The 16,841-nt window shown below is 65.2% G+C and carries 15 protein-coding genes; 3 read left to right on the top strand and 12 right to left on the bottom strand.

The genetic code is table 11. The features are described 5' to 3' along the window. Positions 1-3: 3 nt before the first annotated feature. Positions 4-1,458: a cytochrome ubiquinol oxidase subunit I gene (locus ACFWHR_RS12795; protein ID WP_382448677.1), complete on the bottom strand. Its 1,455-nt coding sequence runs from the start codon at positions 1,456-1,458 to the stop codon at positions 4-6. A gap of 249 nt (positions 1,459-1,707) precedes the next feature. Between ACFWHR_RS12795 and ACFWHR_RS12800 the strand changes: the two genes are divergently transcribed. From ACFWHR_RS12800 to ACFWHR_RS12810, 3 genes are read left to right on the top strand one after another with little or no spacing between them, the layout of a single operon-like run. Then, the gene (locus ACFWHR_RS12800; RefSeq protein WP_382448678.1) at positions 1,708-2,418 is read left to right on the top strand and encodes a DedA family protein; all 711 of its coding nucleotides are present in this window, start codon (positions 1,708-1,710) and stop codon (positions 2,416-2,418) included. A 9-nt stretch (positions 2,419-2,427) separates the two neighbouring features. Further along, on the top strand, positions 2,428-3,477 hold the full coding sequence (locus ACFWHR_RS12805; RefSeq protein ID WP_382448679.1) for an App1 family protein: 1,050 nt from the start codon (positions 2,428-2,430) through the stop codon (positions 3,475-3,477). Continuing rightward, on the top strand, positions 3,474-4,541 hold the full coding sequence (locus tag ACFWHR_RS12810; protein WP_382448680.1) for an aromatic acid exporter family protein: 1,068 nt from the start codon (positions 3,474-3,476) through the stop codon (positions 4,539-4,541). Before ACFWHR_RS12805 ends, ACFWHR_RS12810 begins: the two co-directional genes overlap by 4 nt. A 174-nt stretch (positions 4,542-4,715) precedes the next feature. Here ACFWHR_RS12810 and ACFWHR_RS12815 read toward each other — a convergent pair whose 3' ends face one another. From ACFWHR_RS12815 to ftsY, 11 genes are all read right to left on the bottom strand, one after another. Next, a complete protein-coding gene (locus tag ACFWHR_RS12815) occupies positions 4,716-5,273 on the bottom strand; it encodes a YceI family protein (protein WP_382448681.1) in 558 nt (185 codons plus the stop codon). A gap of 108 nt (positions 5,274-5,381) precedes the next feature. Beyond that, a complete protein-coding gene (locus tag ACFWHR_RS12820; RefSeq protein ID WP_382448682.1) occupies positions 5,382-6,110 on the bottom strand; it encodes a type 1 glutamine amidotransferase in 729 nt (242 codons plus the stop codon). Next, on the bottom strand, positions 6,107-7,441 hold the full coding sequence (locus tag ACFWHR_RS12825; RefSeq protein WP_382448683.1) for a MurT ligase domain-containing protein: 1,335 nt from the start codon (positions 7,439-7,441) through the stop codon (positions 6,107-6,109). The genes ACFWHR_RS12820 and ACFWHR_RS12825 overlap by 4 nt, the downstream gene beginning before the upstream one ends. Before the next feature lie 70 nt (positions 7,442-7,511). After that, positions 7,512-8,249: a tRNA (guanosine(37)-N1)-methyltransferase TrmD gene (gene trmD, locus ACFWHR_RS12830; protein WP_382448684.1), complete on the bottom strand. Its 738-nt coding sequence runs from the start codon at positions 8,247-8,249 to the stop codon at positions 7,512-7,514. Beyond that, positions 8,249-8,896: a ribosome maturation factor RimM gene (gene rimM, locus ACFWHR_RS12835; RefSeq protein ID WP_382448685.1), complete on the bottom strand. Its 648-nt coding sequence runs from the start codon at positions 8,894-8,896 to the stop codon at positions 8,249-8,251. The genes trmD and rimM overlap by 1 nt, the downstream gene beginning before the upstream one ends. Next, the gene (locus ACFWHR_RS12840) at positions 8,896-9,201 is read right to left on the bottom strand and encodes an RNA-binding protein (RefSeq protein WP_382448686.1); all 306 of its coding nucleotides are present in this window, start codon (positions 9,199-9,201) and stop codon (positions 8,896-8,898) included. Before ACFWHR_RS12840 ends, rimM begins: the two co-directional genes overlap by 1 nt. Positions 9,202-9,206: 5 nt before the next feature. Then, positions 9,207-9,626 carry a 30S ribosomal protein S16 gene (rpsP, locus tag ACFWHR_RS12845; protein ID WP_382448687.1) on the bottom strand — a complete coding sequence of 140 codons (420 nt, stop codon included), beginning with the start codon at positions 9,624-9,626 and terminating at the stop codon, positions 9,207-9,209. A gap of 160 nt (positions 9,627-9,786) precedes the next feature. After that, positions 9,787-10,914 carry a hypothetical protein gene (locus tag ACFWHR_RS12850; RefSeq protein WP_382448688.1) on the bottom strand — a complete coding sequence of 376 codons (1,128 nt, stop codon included), beginning with the start codon at positions 10,912-10,914 and terminating at the stop codon, positions 9,787-9,789. A gap of 60 nt (positions 10,915-10,974) precedes the next feature. Next, a complete protein-coding gene (gene ffh, locus ACFWHR_RS12855) occupies positions 10,975-12,543 on the bottom strand; it encodes a signal recognition particle protein (RefSeq protein WP_382448689.1) in 1,569 nt (522 codons plus the stop codon). Between the two features lie 83 nt (positions 12,544-12,626). After that, positions 12,627-15,911: a tetratricopeptide repeat protein gene (locus tag ACFWHR_RS12860; RefSeq protein WP_382448690.1), complete on the bottom strand. Its 3,285-nt coding sequence runs from the start codon at positions 15,909-15,911 to the stop codon at positions 12,627-12,629. Further along, positions 15,908-16,783, bottom strand: a complete 876-nt coding sequence (gene ftsY, locus ACFWHR_RS12865) for a signal recognition particle-docking protein FtsY (RefSeq protein ID WP_382448691.1) — start codon at positions 16,781-16,783, stop codon at positions 15,908-15,910. The genes ACFWHR_RS12860 and ftsY overlap by 4 nt, the downstream gene beginning before the upstream one ends. Positions 16,784-16,841: the final 58 nt, after the last annotated feature.

Genomic DNA, 16,841 nt, shown 5'->3' on the forward strand with positions numbered 1-16,841 from the left:
CTCCTAGTAGACCGTCGCGAGCTGCTGATGATCGGGATCGCCGGCGGCGCCGTCGGTCCCCTCGCTGAGCGCGATCTCGGGCGGGCCATCCTTCGCGGCCTTCGTGATCAGTTTGAATTCGACCACCGCCAGCGCGCCATACACGATCGTGAAGACTATGAGCGATATCAGCACCGCCCATCCGGGCACTCCCGGCGACACTCCCTGCTCCGTGGTCATCACCCCGAACACAATCCACGGCTGACGGCCCATCTCGGTGAAGACCCAGCCCACCAGCGAAGCGAGCATCGGTAGCGGTGCCGTCCAGATAGCGACCTTCCACACCCAGTCGGGCAGATCCATGTTCCTGCGCGTGATCCACAGTCCCACGACCGACACCAGCGCAGCGAGCGCACCGAGGCCGATCATCCAGCGGAACGCCCAATAGGTCACCCAAATGATGGGGGCGAACTGTCCGTCGGTCGGGCACGTCAGCAGCGAATCGGCGCCGCAGTACTGCGCGGTGTATTCGGCCTGCAGGTCGCGAATACCCTCGACGGAACCGTTGAAGTTGCCGTTCGAGAGGAACGAGAGGAGGTATGGGATCCGGATCGAGAAAATCTCGTGCGCCCCATCGGGCGTCCCCAGACTGAAGATTGAAAACGAGGCGTCGCGTCCCGAAGCATTTTCATACAGCGCTTCTGCCGCGGCCATTTTCATCGGTTGCGTCTCAGTCATGACCATGCCGAGCGTGTGACCGGTCAGGCCGACCCCCATGAACGCGATGATGTTCGTCCACGCACCGAATCGCAGTGCCGTGCGCATTTCTTCGAGGTACTGCCCACGCCGCAGGTGCCATGCGGCGGTCGACACCACGACGACGCCGGCGAACATGACGGCCGCGAAGATCGTGTGCGGAAACTGCGTCAGCGCGACGGGGTTGGTGAGCACCGCTCCGATGCTTTCGAGCTCGGCCCGGCCTCGCTCCTCATTAATGGTGAAGCCGTCTGGGTTCTGCATGAACGCATTGGCGGCCAGGATGAAGTACGCGGAGGCGACGGTGCCGATCCAGACGAACCAGATAGTCATGAGGTGAATCTTCTTGGGGAGTTTGTCCCAGCCAAAGATCCAGAGACCGATGAAGGTGGCCTCGAAGAAGAAGGCAATGAGGCCTTCCATAGCGAGCGGAGCGCCAAATATGTCGCCAACGAAGCGCGAGTAGTTCGACCAGTTCATGCCGAACTGAAACTCCTGCACGATGCCGGTGACGACGCCCATCGCGAAGTTGATGAGGAAGATCTTGCCGAAGAGTCGTGTCAAGCGCAGATACTTGAGCTTGCCGGTCTTGACCCAGGCTGTCTGCAGGATCGCGACGAGCAGGCACATGCCGATCGTGAGCGGCACGAAGATGAAGTGGTACAGCGTCGTGAGTCCGAACTGCCATCGAGACAGTGTCAGAGGATCAAAAAATTCGTTCATGTAACGCTCCAGAACGAAGGTCGCACGGCCTACTAAGGGCTGCACTCCCTTAGTGAGATCCGCTACGAGATGTGATTCTCGCCGGAGCCGTCGGCGGGCTGCCGACTGGCTCAATTCTATCGAAACTGTGAGTTTGCTGCGAATGCGGTTTGGCGTCGAACTATATTTCACTCGGCCTCGAACGGTATATCTCTCGACGTCGAAGCGGTACTCCGAAGATCCCGAGCCTCCCTGGTTACACTCGGGGGCGTGACCGACTTCCTCGCCGTGCTGATCGAGTGGATCCAAGACTTAGATCCAGTGCTGCGCACACTGTTCGCGGGTTTCGGCATGATGCTCGAAACGTCGGTGTTCGTCGGCCTCGTGGTGCCCGGCGATACGATCGCCCTCGTATCTGCAGTTGGCGTCACGACGCCCCCCGAATTCGTGTGGCTGGTCGTTGCGCTGGTCATCGGAGCGATCGCCGGAGAGAGTATTGGCTTCTTTCTCGGCCGCTGGGCGGGTCCCAGAATTCGCGCGAGCCGACTGGGTCGCAAGCTCGGCGAGCGCAATTGGCGAATTGCTGAGCACTATCTCGGGGAACGAGGCGGTATCGCAGTATTTCTCTCGCGCTTTCTCCCGGTACTCCACTCACTGATTCCACTGAGTGCCGGCATGGCGGGCATGCGCTATCGTCGCTTCCTCGCGTGGACAGCCTCGGCAAGCGTCGTGTGGGCGCTCATCGTGGTGTCACTCGGGTCGGGTGCCGCGGCGGGATACGAGCAGCTTGCGGGGCGCGTCAAGGGCGCCGGCTTTGTGTTCGCCGGGCTCGCCGTCGTCGTCGCGATTGCGATCTGGGGTCTCAAGCGTTGGTTCCTGAAGCGCGAACAGCGACACCTCGACGCCGCCTCAGCCGCGGCCGGAAACGCCACGCAAGATATTGGTTCTGACACCGAGGCGCCGCACACCCCCACGCCCTAGACTGACTGGGTGACTTCGTCCCCCCAGCCAGACCACCGACCCCGCATTGCGGCTCGCCTGGAGGATTGGCTACACGTGCGCCGGGCTCGGCGCGCCATCTCGCGCGGTAAGAAGCCCTCTGTTATTCCGTACATCGGGTACGGCACGACTGAGTGGGTACGTGTTCTTGGGCGCGTGCTCTATCTTCGCCCCGAGAGTCGCGAACACACCCGATTTCGGCCCGACGTCGCCGAGGTCTCGCGCGTACGCGGCTGGCGCACGTTCACGAGCCTGTCCGTGCCGCACCAGACCGTCCGCGTGCTCATCGACGGCGAGCCGGTGACCGAGGTCATCGCCGACCGGGGAGGCGTCATCGACGCAATGGTCCCGGTGCAACTGGAACCGGGCTGGCACACCGTCACGCTGCAGGCCGGTGACAGCGAGGCCGCTGACGCGCCCGTCAACGTCGTGAACCCGGAGGCGAAGCTCGGCGTCATCTCTGACATCGATGACACAATCTTGATTACAGCGCTGCCGCGCCCGTTCGTCGCCGCTTGGAACAGTTTCGTGCTCGACGAGCACGCGCGCTCGGCGACACCCGGCATGGCCGTGATGCTTGACCATCTCGTCGCAGAGCATCCCGGCTCCCCGGTGCTGTATCTCTCGACGGGTGCCTGGAACGCCGCCCCGGCGCTCAGCCGCTTCCTCGCGCGCAACCTGTACCCAATGGGCCCACTGCTGCTCACTGACTGGGGTCCGACTCACGATCGCTGGTTCCGCAGCGGCCGCGAGCACAAGAGTCGCGAGCTGCGCCGCATCGTGCGCGAGTTCCCTGGAGTGCGCTGGGTACTGATCGGTGATGACGGCCAACACGACGAGGCCCTCTACCACGACTTCGCAACCGCACACCCCGAAAACGTGGCCGCCGTGCTCATCCGCCAGCTCTCGGTGGGCGAGGCAGTACTCGCCGGCGGCAGGTCGAAGGCGCGCCTGCACCGCAGCACGAGCGGCGTGCCGTGGGTATACGGCCCCGATGGCGCGACGCTGCGCGAGGAGCTGCGCAAGCTGGGACTCCTGTGACGAGCCCCGTCACCCGCCCATGGCGACGCTTCGAGCGCGATCTCACGGGACGCTTCATGGTGCCGGTGCGACCCGCGTGGTGGCAACTCGCCAAGGGCGCGGCCGCTGCGATCCTGACCTGGTTCGTCTGCCTCGCGATCTTCCCGGAGCAGCTTCCGATCTTCGGTGCGATTGCCGCGCTGATCGTGATGCAAGACAACGTCGACCAGTCACTGACGCGCGGTATCGAACGCGTGGTCGGTGTACTCGTCGGCGTTTCCGTAGCGATCGGCGCTGGCGCTCTCTTCGGCCCGCAGTCGTGGCTGTTCATCGCGGCGATCATCGTCGCGATGGGCGTCGGCTGGTTGCTGCGCATGACACCGTCTGCCGCGAATCAGGTCGCGATCAGCGCACTCCTGATGATCGCTCTCGGCGGCATCCAACTGCACTACGGCGCTGAGCGCCTCATCGAGACGGCGATCGGCGCGCTCATCGGAGTGCTACTGAATGCACTGGTCGTAGCCCCCGTGCGTACCTCGTCAGTGCACCTCGCGATCGTCGACCTCACGGAGCACTCGGCGGAGGTGCTCCGACGCATCGCCGACGCGCTCGACGCCCCACGCGAGGGTCCGTGGTTGGCTGAGATGCTCGCAGATGCGCGCGGGCTCCAGGAGGAACGCACCCGGGTACACGCCCTACTCAGGCAGGCGCGCGAGAGCCTCAGGTTCAATCCGCGCAGCCGACGCTATCGCGAAGGACTCGCCGAAGACGACGAGCAGTTTCAGCGACTGCAACGCATCGTGACGCAGATCATCGGCATGGCGCGCGCGCTCGCCGACCTCTACGACCCCGAGCTCGCCGAAGACCCCTTTGTCATCGGCATGGCCGAGGAAATGCGGCGGGCGGCCCACGACCTCGAACTACTCGTTGCACCCGAGACCTCCGGGAGCGAAGCGCCCGAGATGCCGGCGCTCACGAAACCGCTCACGATTCCCCGGCCGAACCCGAAGCACTGGGTGCTCATCGGTTCACTGATGGAGGATCTGCGCCGCGTGCGCGGGCGCATCACAGGCACACTCGACTGACACAACTCACCGCCAGCCCCGCGTATGCGGAGACCGGCGGTGAGGGTGACAGGGGGCTTTACTTTACCACTGAGGCTGTAGCCTCAGCAGCGCTGGCAGCGAACCCTGCGGCTTCGCTACTTAACCACTGAGGCTGTAGCCTCAGCAGCGCTGGCAGCGAACCCTGCGGCTTCGCTACTTAACCAGCGCTGCCTGCACATCAAGGGTGATCGTGACGTCGGAGCCGAGCAGCAGGCCGCCCTTTTCGAGCGGAGCGTTCCAGGTCAGGCCGAAGTCCTCGCGCTTGATCTTGGTGGTGGCCGTGAAACCAGCCTTGTAGTTGCCGTAGGCATCCTCGCCGAAGCCACCGAACTCGAAGTCGAACGTGACAGGCTTCGTCACACCGCGGAGCGTCAGGTCGCCATCGACAAAGAAGTTGCCGTTCTCTTCACGGACGCCGGTCGAGACGAAGGTGAGCTTCGGGAACTCGTCAGCTGCAAAGAAATCACCGGTGGCGAGGTGGCCATCGCGGTTCTTCTCGTTCGTGTTCACCGAGGCGACATCCGCGCTCGCGGTGACGGTCGAATCGAGGGGGTTCTCCGCCGTGGTGAACGTAGCCTCGAAATTCTCGAACTTGCCCTTGACCTTGCTGATGGCGAGGTGACGAACGGAGAAGCCAACCTCGGAGTGAGTGGGGTCAACAGCCCACGTTCCGACGCGGTAACCGGGGATCTGCTCTGCAGTAATTGACATGTCGTGCCTTTCGTTAGTCTTGCGAGGTTCTGAAGATCACAACTATTACATGCAGACGAATATTCCCGGCGTCCGAAAAAAGTTTCCGCTGCGGCGCGCAGCAGAGTGCTAGCGAGGTCGCCGCTTGGCACTTTCGCGGGCGCGCACGACCGTTTCATTTACGGGTGCGACGGACGTGAAACTGCCATAGCGCCTGCGCGCAGCCTCACCAATCAGGAAATCGCTGATCGCAGGGTTCTTCGGGAGAAGCGAGCCGTGCAGGTAGCTGCCGATGACGTTGCCAGTTCGCGCACCCTCGGCACCCGCGTCGGGCGCGTTGCCCGCGCCCTGCACCACGCGCCCGAGCGGAACGGAGCCCGGCCCGAGGTGCGTGCTACCGCTGTGGTTTTCGTAGCCGATGATCTCGCCGAACTCGTCGGTGTCAAGCACGATATTGCCGATCATGCGCTCCGTTCCACCGAGCGTTTCGACATCGAGCACACCGATGCCGGTGAGCTCGTCACCGGCATGCGTCACGAAGCGATGACCGAACAGCTGATACAGGCCACAGATCATGAGCATCGGTACGCCGTCGTCAGCGAGCCCGCGAACCGTATCGGCTCGCGTCGCAAGGTCGAGCGCAACGCGGCCCTGGCCGGAATCTTGGCCGCCGCCGCCAATGACAATGTCGATGGTATCGGGGAGCGGGTCGCCGGGATTAATTTCGACGATGCGAGGAGTGAACCCCTGCGCCTCCGCTCGACGCGACAGCGCGAGCACGTTGCCGCGGTCGCCGTAGATATTCATGTCTCGCGGATACAGCGAGACGATGACGAGTTCGCGTTCGATGTCGGTCACCAGACATCCTCCACATCAGTGAGATCGGCGAGGGCACGACGCAGTTCAAGCATCGCCGTGTACGTGCAGTAGATGCGTCGGGGCCGACCACCGGTGCGCTCGCGAAACTGCGTCAGAGCTTCGCGCAGGTCTTCGGCGACGAAGCCGACCGCGACGTTGTCGTGTTCAAGCCTGAGCGCCATATCCCACGCCCGCGTGCCGCCAACCGTGTCCACCCCCGTCTCGGCAAGCGAGGTGAAGTCGACATCCCAGAGCCACGACATGTCGCGACCGTCGGCGTACTGGTCATTAATGGCGATCATCGCAGCAACGCCGTCCGCTTGGAAGGAGGCCAGACCGAGCCGGAAGCCGGCCGGATTCTTCACCAGTACCAGCTCAAGCGGTTGCCCGTCGAGCACCAGCTGTTCTCCGCGACCGAACGCAGGCCTAATCACGGCCAACGCCTCGACGAGCTCGTCAGTTGTTGCAGTGGCGCGTCCAGTCACAGCGCCCGGCGCAATCGGCCCGGCTTCGAGCACCTGACGCACGAGCGCGAGCGCCGACGCAGCGTTGAAGGTGTTGTACAGGCCCTCGAGCTTCAGGGAGGTCCGGTATTCGCCGCCGTCGATCCCGAACAGAGCTTCGTGATCGCCCACCTCGAGCAGCATCACGTCTGCCGCGGGCCGTTCGACGCGCTCAGCTTCGGCGGCCGTCATCGACGGGTGAAAGTCGTCGTCGCTCGGGAAGGTCGCGAGCAGTGCGTCAGACAGACCGAACTCTCGCACATCGAGCTTCGCGTCGATGCGCTCGCGGGTGCGCTCCCCGATTGCCGCGACGAGGCGATCCTCGCGATTCACAACGAGGCCCTCCGTCGTGGCGTCAGCGATTCTCTGCAGCAGCTTCGCGGTGGTGTCGATCTCACCGAACCGGTCGAGCTGGTCGCGCAGCACGTTCAACAGCAGAGTAAACCGGGGCGCGACCCGATCGATGAAGTACATCGCGTGCGCCTCATCGAGTTCGAGCACTGCGATGTCGGCGTCGAGTCGTCCGCGTGCGTCGCACTCCTGAATCGCGGCAGCCACGACGCCGCGAGAGAAGTTCGAGCCGGTGCGGTTCGTGAATACCCGAAGGCCACGAGCCTCGAGCAATTCCACGACCATCTTCGTCGTCGTTGTCTTCCCGTTTGTGCCACTGACCGCAACTACCCCGTACGGCAGTCGTCCGAGCACGCGACCTAAGAAGCCCGGGTCAAGCTTTTCGACAACGAGGCCGGGCAGCGCCGAACCGCCGCCCCGCAACCGGGCGACCTGGCGCACCGACTTTCCAACGACGGCTGAGAGCACATCACGCATGTTCTTAAGCCTAGGGCCAGCAGCCGAGCGCGACGTGCACGCGCGCCGGATTACTCGGCCGCGTGCGGTATCACTCGGCCGCGTGCCGACCGCGGGATTCGCCGCGATGCTCGGGCGGCAGCAGCTCTGGCCGCACACGGCGAGTGCGCTCGATACGCTGCTCATCACGCCACGTGCTGATCGCCGCGTGATTGCCGCTCAACAGCACCTGCGGTACCGCGCGGTCCCGCCACGTTGCCGGTTTCGTGAAGCTGGGGTACTCAAGCAGACCGTCTTCTTCGTGGGATTCTTCCACGAGGCTCTCGGGATTACCCACCACGCCGGGAACGAGACGCCCGATCGCCTCAATCATGGCGATCGTCGCGACCTCTCCCCCGTTCAGCACATAGTCACCAATGCTCACGAGCCGCACGCGGCCGCGGGCGGCGTACTCGTCGAACACACGCTGATCAATGCCCTCGTAGCGGCCGCAGCCGAATACGAGGTGCGATTCGGTGGCCAGCTCGCGGGCCATCGACTGCGTGAAGACGTCGCCCGCGGGCGACGGAAATATCACGAGGGGGTCGGCGTCTGCCGGGGCAGCGCTCAAAATGCCGTCGAGTGCCACTCCCCACGGCTCGGGCTTCATGACCATGCCGGCGCCGCCGCCCGTGGGTGTGTCGTCGACCGTGCGGTGTTTGTCGTGCGCCGACTCACGCAGATCATGGACCTGCAGATCAATGATCCCGCGCTCGCGTGCTTTTCCCAGCAGTGATAGCTCGAGCGCATCGAAATAACCCGGGAAAATCGAGACGACGTCGATCTTCATTACGCGTCGTCTCCGGCCGCGGAATGCGGCAGGTTCGTGCCGTCGGATTCCGCTTCAGACTCGTCAAACAGCCCTGCCGGAGGGGTCATGTGGACGACACCGGCCTCAAGATCAACGCTCGGCACGATTGCTTCCACGAACGGCACGAGCACGGAACCCTGCGGGGTGGTTACAACGAGCAGGTCTTGCGCGGGGAGGTGCTGCACCTCAGCGACGACACCGAGCTTGACAGGGTCCCCGCCAGACTCATCCGCGGGCCGCACGACATCGAGCCCGACGAGCTGATGGTGATACCAGGCGTTTTCTTCTTCGCCCTCGGCCACTGCCTGCTCATCGATCCAAAGAATGGCACGAACGATGCTCTCAGCAGCATTCCGATCGGGCACCTCGGCGAAGAAGCCGACCGGTGACTCATTGAACCAGCGCAGCTCGCGCATCGTGATGGTGCGCCCAAACCACGGGGACTCGGCGGGCACCTGCAGATGGAACTCGGCGCCGGGCACGAACCGGAGTTCTGGGTTGTCAGTGAACAGCTCGACCTTCAGGCCACCCTTGAGGCCGTGCGGTTTCGTGAGGCGCCCGACGCGCAAACTCCCCACCCCGCTAGCGGGACGGGGAGCCTGCGTGCGCCCGTTGGGGTCGGCCATTAGGCGACACCCTCAGGGGCCTGAGCGCTGATCGCGCCCTCGGAGTCATCATTCTCAGCGTCGTCGGTGTCGACGACATCGACTCGCACGCGTTCGCCACCGGCGAGCGACGACACGAGCGTGCGCAGCGACGAGGCGGTACGACCGCCCCGGCCAATCACGCGCCCGAGATCGCTCGGGTGCACGTGCACCTCGAGTACATCACCGCGCCCCGCATCACGAGCGTCTACGCGCACGCGATCGGGGTGGTCGACAATGCCGCGAACGAGGTGCGCGAGCGCCTCGGCGAGCGCCTGCTGAGCCAAGAGGCTCAGGCCTCGGTCGACTCGGCTGCGGCCTCTTCGGCCGGAGCTTCCTCAGCGGGAGCTGCTGCGGGCTTCTCAGCCTTGGGACGCAGCACGGTCTTCTTCGAGGCGTTGGCCTCAAAGGGAACCTTTGCCTCGGGGGCGACGATCTTCGACTCGGTGTCACCCTTGCCGGTGAACTTGCCCCAGTCGCCCGAGAGCTTCAGGATGGCCGCGACCTGCTCGGTCGGCTGCGCGCCGACGCTGAGCCAGTACTGCGCGCGCTCCGAGTCGACCTCGATGAACGACGGGTGCTCGGTCGGGTGGTACTTGCCGATCTCTTCGATCACGCGGCCGTCGCGCTTGGTGCGCGAGTCGGCGACGACGATGCGGTAGTAGGGGGCGCGGATCTTGCCGAGGCGCTTGAGGCGGATCTTGACAGCCATGATGACTCCTTGAATCGTTGGACGATGCCGCGGCCGGGGCGTGAGTTGCCCGCTGCGGAAGCGTGGGCGCGCGAGATGCACGAACTCATCAATAGTGCCACACCAGGGCTATATTTGCAATTTTCGATGGGACCAGGAGTTTTAATGGACGGCTGGGGCGCTACCGGTCAAGAAACCAGCCCAGCACGTGCGGAAATGCGAGCATCAGAGCCACCACACCGGCGAAGATCGCCGTGGTCCATGCCCCGGATCGGCGTCGAAGCCTGCTCCCGGCCGCGGAGATCTGCGAGCGCGGGCGCGGCGATCGCGGATCGGTGTAGGTGCTCGCCTGGTGCCCGAGCTCTGCCCCGACCAGCTCGGAAAAACGCAGCAGCGCCGTCGCTTCCCTTCGATCGGAAACGCGTCGAAACCGGCTCGACGCGACGATGAGCCGATCTTCGATGACCTCAATGTCCCAGCGTCGCCCGTGATCGATTAGGCATGCCATGACGTCGGGGGTGAGCAGTTCCAGGGCGTCGCGCTCATACCCGTTCGGGACGTACGCGGAAAAATGGCGATCAAAGTCACCCTCGAGAGAAAGTCGCTGCGATCCGGGCAGAAATGCGCGCAGGCTCCCGTTACGCCGCGAATCGATCATCAGGTGCGGCAAGGCGCGCGGCAGCCGCATTGACAGATAACGAAATATGGGCCGGGGACCCTTGGGGTCGTTCTTACCGCCTGTGTAACCGGCGATCGCTATCTGGAGTGGCGGATCGAGAGCCACAGAGCCGCGCCCCTCTGACAGCGAGAACCGCGAGTTGTACAGCGGCTTTCGAGCCGGGTCCGGCCGATCGCGGAGTCGTGCGGGGAGCACCGGAGCTCCCCCGGCCTCACCGAAAAAGATGCCGATACGTTCGGGCAGCGCGCCAAAGCGTGCGTAGGTCAGCCCGCGGTTCTGCGCGAAGCGCTGAACGGCGAGCTCGCGCCGCGTCTCGGCGGGCATCGACATCAGCGCCGCGGCCCAAATCCAGAATGTCACGGCGGCCAAGGCCGACGCGATCGTGAGGAATGGCCGGCTCCAGTCGATCCAGTCGGGCAGCGTGAGTGCGGTCGGAAATTCCAGTGCGAGGCATCCCCACGCCAGTGTGGCCAGGATCGCCGGAATGAGTAACAGTACGCCCTTTGCCGCCGAAGCGAACACGCGGGGCTCCGCCTCGTGCACTTCGCGCCAGCTCACCCGCCGCGGCCACTCCGACCGAAACAGTGCAAGGCGCTCGTCATGTCGGAAGTCTGATCCGTCGGTCGTCACGCACGCCTCCGTGTCAGTGTCGTCGCCGCCCCGGCACGCTCCGCGGGGCGCCGAGTGTCGTTAGCGCAGACCCTTGCCGAGCATTTGTTGCAACTTAGCCATGTCGTCTTCGGTGGGCTGAGCGGCCGCGCCGCCACCGGCCAGACCGAATCCTGAGCCGCCAGCGGCCGCGTCGGGCTTCGCTGCGATCCCAGCGGCCTCCTGGGCACGCTTCGCCGGATTGCCCGAACGCTGCTTGCCCTTGCCCTTGGGCTGCTGCTTCTTACGTCCACCGCCACCGCCCATGCCGGGCACGGGGCCCATGCCTGGGATCTGCGGCACGCCACCGCGCGCGACCGTCTTCATCATCTTCGCGGCCTGCTCGAAGCGCTGCACGAGCTGGTTCACGTCGGTCACGGTCATGCCGCAACCGCGCGCAATGCGCAGACGCCGTGAGCCGTTCAAGAGCTTCGGATTTTCGCGCTCCGCCGGTGTCATCGACTGGATGATTGCTTCGGTGTGCACAATCTCGCGCTCATCGAAGTTGTCGAGCTGGGCCTGCATCTTGCCCATGCCGGGCAGCATGCCCATCATCTTCTTGAGGGATCCGGCCTTGCGGAGCTGCTGCATCTGCCCGAGGAAGTCGTCAAGCGTGAACGCGTCCTTGGCGATCTTTTCGGCGACCTTGCGCGCTTCGTCCTCGTCGAACGCGGACTGCGCCTGCTCGATCAGCGTAAGAATGTCGCCGAGGTCGAGAATACGGCTCGCCATGCGGTCGGGGTGGAACGGTTCGAAGTCGCCGAGCCCCTCGCCGGTCGATGCGAACAGGATCGGGCGACCGGTCACGCGGCGAATCGAGAGTGCGGCGCCGCCGCGCGCGTCACCGTCGAGCTTCGTCAGCACGACACCGGTGAAGTCGACGCCTGCCTGGAAGGCCTGCGCGGTCGCCACCGCGTCTTGACCGATCATCGCGTCGATCACAAAGAGCACTTCGTCGGGATCGGTAGCCCGGCGAATGTCTGCGGCCTGCTGCATCATGTCGGCGTCAACGCCGAGCCGGCCAGCGGTATCAATGATGACGAAATCGTGATGCTTTGAGCGCGCCTCGGCGACACCGCGCTTCGCAACCTGCACCGGATCGCCGACGCCGTTGCCTGGCTCTGGTGCGAAGATCTCGACGCCGGCCTGCTCAGCGACCACGCCAAGCTGGGTCACGGCGTTGGGGCGCTGCAGGTCACACGCGACGAGCAGGGGCGTGTGACCCTGATCGCGCAGCCACTTCGCGAGCTTGCCCGCGAGGGTCGTCTTGCCCGCACCCTGCAAACCAGCGAGCATGATGATGGTCGGCGGGTTCTTCGCGAACTGCAAGCGGCGCTGCTCGCCGCCGAGGATCGCGACGAGCTCTTCGTTCACGATCTGCACGACCTGCTGCGCAGGGTTCAACGCCTGGTTCACCTCGTCGCCGAGTGCGCGCTCGCGCACCTTGCCGGTGAACTCCTTGACCACCTCGAGTGCGACGTCGGCTTCGAGCAGCGCGCGGCGAATCTCGCGCACAGTGCTGTCGACGTCGGACGCAGAAAGCTTGCCCTTCGAACGAAGGTTCTTGAGGGTGTCGGTCAGTCGCGCCGAGAGGTTTCCGAAAGTAGCCATAGCGGGTTCATTCTAGCCGGTGTCGCCCGAACCGCACGCAGCGTCCACCCAGAGCACGGAGCCCGCCGCCCTTCACCAGTGCTTCACCCGAAGGTGTTCCAGATCACCAGCCCGATGACACCTATAGCGAGCACCACTGACCCAGCGATCCGCGGCAGACGACTGACGAAGGTCGCTGCCTCTTTCTGCTTGGCGCGGGCACGGCGTACCTGACGCGAGTCGACTCCGAACGCACGCTCCATCAGCGGGATGTTCTCCCGGTAGATCGCGAGCGCCTCGCGACTGCGCCCCAGCTTCGCGAGTGATTCTGCGACGTCATCGGCTGCGTCGACCGCCAGGGCATCGGCGCGGCCGAGCTCAGGTACGGCGAGCTCGTAGGCCGCTCGGTATTCGACGAGCGCTTCCTCGGTACGCCCGTGGCCCGCGAGCCGACGCCCCAACCACACCCGCAGCTGCAGGGTCCGTCTCGGGTCGTTCCCCAGCGCCTCGGCCAGAACGATTGCGCGCCGCTGCGGCGCAACGAGCTCGTCGACGCGATCTGCTTTTGACAGCGCGAAGCTCTGCTCATTCAGCGCGTCGACTATCGCCCAACGATCATTCGGGAGCACCTGTTCGGTCTGTGCTGCGACCGCGGCGAACGCGGCTGCTGCCTCGCGGTGACTACCGAGCTTTCGGTGGCAGGCCGCAATACCGCGCTCCGCAGCGAGCCGATCGAGCGCGCCGGATCCGGAAACTCCCGAAGTGCCCTCACCCGCGCCCGGCCGCGCGTGCGAGCCAGCGCCGGTCACCGAGCTCGCGTCTCGTGCGCGGGCAAATTCGATCAGCGCGTCACCCGGTCGATCCTGCTGCAACAGGTGTTCGGCATAGCGCAGCGTCGTCGCTACTGTGGGCGCGTCGCCCGCACCGTGCTGCTGCACCGCCGCTCGCACCGCGTCATCAAGTTCGGCGCGCTCCGTCGACGACGCCCCGGAGAGTTCCAGAGTGCGGGCGAGCTCGCGCGTGCGTCGTAACGTCGCGGGATGCGTGGCACCGAGCACCTCCCGCGAAGCTTCGAGCGCGCGCTGCCCTGTCTCGCGGGCGCGGTCGAGGTCGCCGGCCTCGCGCGCGGCCACCGCAAGGTTCGAGAGGGTGCTCAGAGTTTGCGGATCGCGCTCCCCCAGATGTTCGACCCGCAGCCGCCACACCTCTTCGAGTCGCCGAGCCGCTTCCGCACTTCGGCCCAGGTGCAGCTCCTCGAGCGCGCGATTGTGGCGCGTCGTGAGGGCGTCGCGGTGCGTGTCTCCGAACAGCTCACGTTGCACGTCGAGCAGGCGATCGTAGGCTGCGGCGGCCTCGGCATCGCGATCCTGGTGGCACGCGGCGAGCGCGAGATTGCCCATCAAGCGGGTCGCTGTCAGGGTGCGAGCCGTGCCCGACGCTTCGAGCTGTGCAAGCACGCCCCTCAGCAGCGACTCGGCCTCCGCGGGCCGGTCGCCCGCGAGATAGACGACGGCGAGGTCCACTGCGTCACTCGGATCGCCATTCGCCTCCCAGAGTGCGTGCATTTCGAGCGCGGCCTCGTCAGTGCGGCCAAGTTCTTGCAGCGCGAGCGCCCGCACATTGCGCAGCTCCGCGACGGTGCCGTCGCTGACTCCCCCGGCGGCGGCGGCAACGAGTGCGTCAGCGAAGCAGGCCTCTGCCTCTTCAGTGCGACCGAGCCTGCGCAGTGTTGAGCCGACCGATTTCGCCGACTGTGCAATGCGCTCAGGGGCACTACTCGCACGCGAGGGAACGACAGCCAATTCGCGCTCAAGCTCCCACGATCGGGTGTAGTGCGTCAGCGCCTCGTCTGGACGCTCCGCCGAGAAAAGCTCCGACGCGATGCGGTCGTGCAGCGCGATTCTCAGTTCGGTGCCTTCGGCAATCCCTTCGGCAAAGTCGGCTGCGTCCACGCGCGTGATCGCCGACGCAAGCGCGGCAATACTCTCATCACTCCCCGCCTGGTGCCAGTTCGCGCGATCGTGCAGCGTTTGCCCGAAGAGACGAATGCGATCCGCGAGCCCGTCGCCAGGATCGGCAGGATCGGCATCGCCGTTGGCAAGGTCTCCACCGACCGATCGTGCGCGTGCTTCTGCGAGATCGATTAGACGGTCACAGAGCGCGATCCCGGTCGCGGTGAGCTGGGCGGCAACCGCGCCACTCTCGGCAGCATCGCGGTCGGTTTCAGCGTCGCGCATCCGGCGCAGTATCCACTGCCTGGTGCGGCCGAGCACGATCGGCAGCTGCGCTGCCTCGCCCAGCTCTGCGAGGGCCTCGTCACACAGCTCAGCTGATTCGCTTTCCGCCTCGTCGAGTCGGTCGAGATCGTCGAGGAGGTCAACCGCCTTGCCACGCGACTCGAGCACCTGGCGGCTCTCTGGCCCGAAACGGGCGGCCTCAAGCACCGCAATGCGCCGCGCGATTTCCAGGGCCTCGCCCCATCGCTCCCGGCCGAGCCGCTGCAGCACGTTGACCCTGGCTCGCATCGCGTCGAGCGTGCCTGGTGCGTCATCGCCCAGCGTGCGCTGCAGCGCAGGAATGAGCAGGCCGAATTCGCGTTCGGCGCCCTCAGCGTCGCCTGACCAGAGCAGTGTGCGAGCTTCCCACCACCACGCGCTCAGCGTCTCAGGGTGGTCGAAGCCGAACAGCAGCCGTCGCCCCTCGACCACGCGTTCCCAGAGCAGCGCCGAATCACCGTCAAGGTCGAGTCGTGATAACTCGGTCGCTTTCTCGGCGAGTGCCGTCAGGTGATTCGCGCCGTTCTCCTCCTCCGCTGCGGCTCGCGCGATCAACAGATCGAAGCTCGGAAGACCCGCTGCGCCGCGAATTCGGGTGTGCAGTTGCGCGCGACGCGCGAGAAGCCAGAGGGTGCGACCGTGTGTGCCGCCAAGTTCGGCCTCGGCGCGTGCGATGATGCCGTCAATGCGCGGGAGAGCGCCACCGGGATCGGTGCCGTCGCCAGCGACGGCCACACCGCCGGCCGAGCGTTCAGCCGCCGCGCTATTTGTAACCGCAAGAGCCATGGCCTGCAGCAACTGATCGGTGCGCACTTCTCGCGCACCGACCGACTCGTCAGCGACCTCACGGTCGAGCACTGCGGCGAGCACTTCGAAGAGCTCTGCCGCCTCGGCGTGGCGACCCACGGCCTCGACGGCCGCCGCGAGACCCCTGAGGGCCGATGCGTGCGGCACGCCACCCTCGCCCGCCGCGGCAATCGCCCGCGGCATCAGCGCGCGAAAGGCATGCTCTGCCTCAGCAATGCGAGCGCGGTCACCGCTTTCCACTGCCTCCCAGGCGGCACGCAGTGCATCGCCGAGGGGTGCCTGTTCGCCCGGGGTGGGCACCGTCATCCGATGAGCTGCTGGGCGAACACGTGAGGCGTGAAGCCAGTGAGGTCGGTAATGCCCTCGCCCTGACCAACGAGCTTTACCGGAAGGCCCGTCTTTTCTTGTACAGACAGCACGAACCCGCCCTTCGCCGAACCGTCGAGCTTCGTCAACACGAGGCCCGTGACTCCAGCGTGTTGGATGAAGGCTTCCGCCTGCGCCAGTCCATTTTGGCCCGTAGTCGCGTCGAGCACGAGCAATACCTCGGCAACCGGCGCCTGCTTTTCGATAACGCGACGCACCTTGCCGAGTTCGTCCATCAACCCGCCCTTGGTCTGCAGCCGCCCAGCGGTGTCGATGATCGCAATGTCGTAGGCGCCCTCTATAGCGCGTTGCACGGTTTGAAACGCGACCGATGCGGGATCCTGCCCAGCCTGTTGCGGCTTGACGATATCGACGCCCGCGCGATCCGCCCACGTTGCGAGCTGCTCGACCGCTGCGGCGCGGAACGTGTCTGCGGCTCCTACGATGATGCGTTTATCGAACGCGGTCAGATACTTTGCGAACTTGCCAATGGTCGTCGTCTTGCCGACGCCGTTGACCCCGACGACGAGAATGACGGCGGGTCGCTCCGAGAGGTGCAGCGTCGGATCGTACTTGGCGAGACGTTCTTCGACGGCGTCGCGCAGCATGCGTCGCATCTCGGCGACTTCGGTCACGCGGTGACGCTCAACGTCGGCGCGCAACGCGTCGAGAATCGACTCAGAAACGTCGGGGCCGAAGTCCGCGGTGATCAGCGCGGTCTCGAGATCGTCCCACGTCTCATCGGTGATCAGCTCGGGCCCGCTGAAGATGTTGCGGAATGCTTTCGAGAAGGACCATGATCGCTCAGCCATTCCTCAAGACTACCGGCGTGGTCACGAACGGGCTGCGTCTCCGCTAGCATCTTGCTGT

The organism is Leucobacter sp. NPDC058333 (genome assembly GCF_042726155.1).
Lineage (GTDB): Bacteria > Actinomycetota > Actinomycetes > Actinomycetales > Microbacteriaceae > Leucobacter.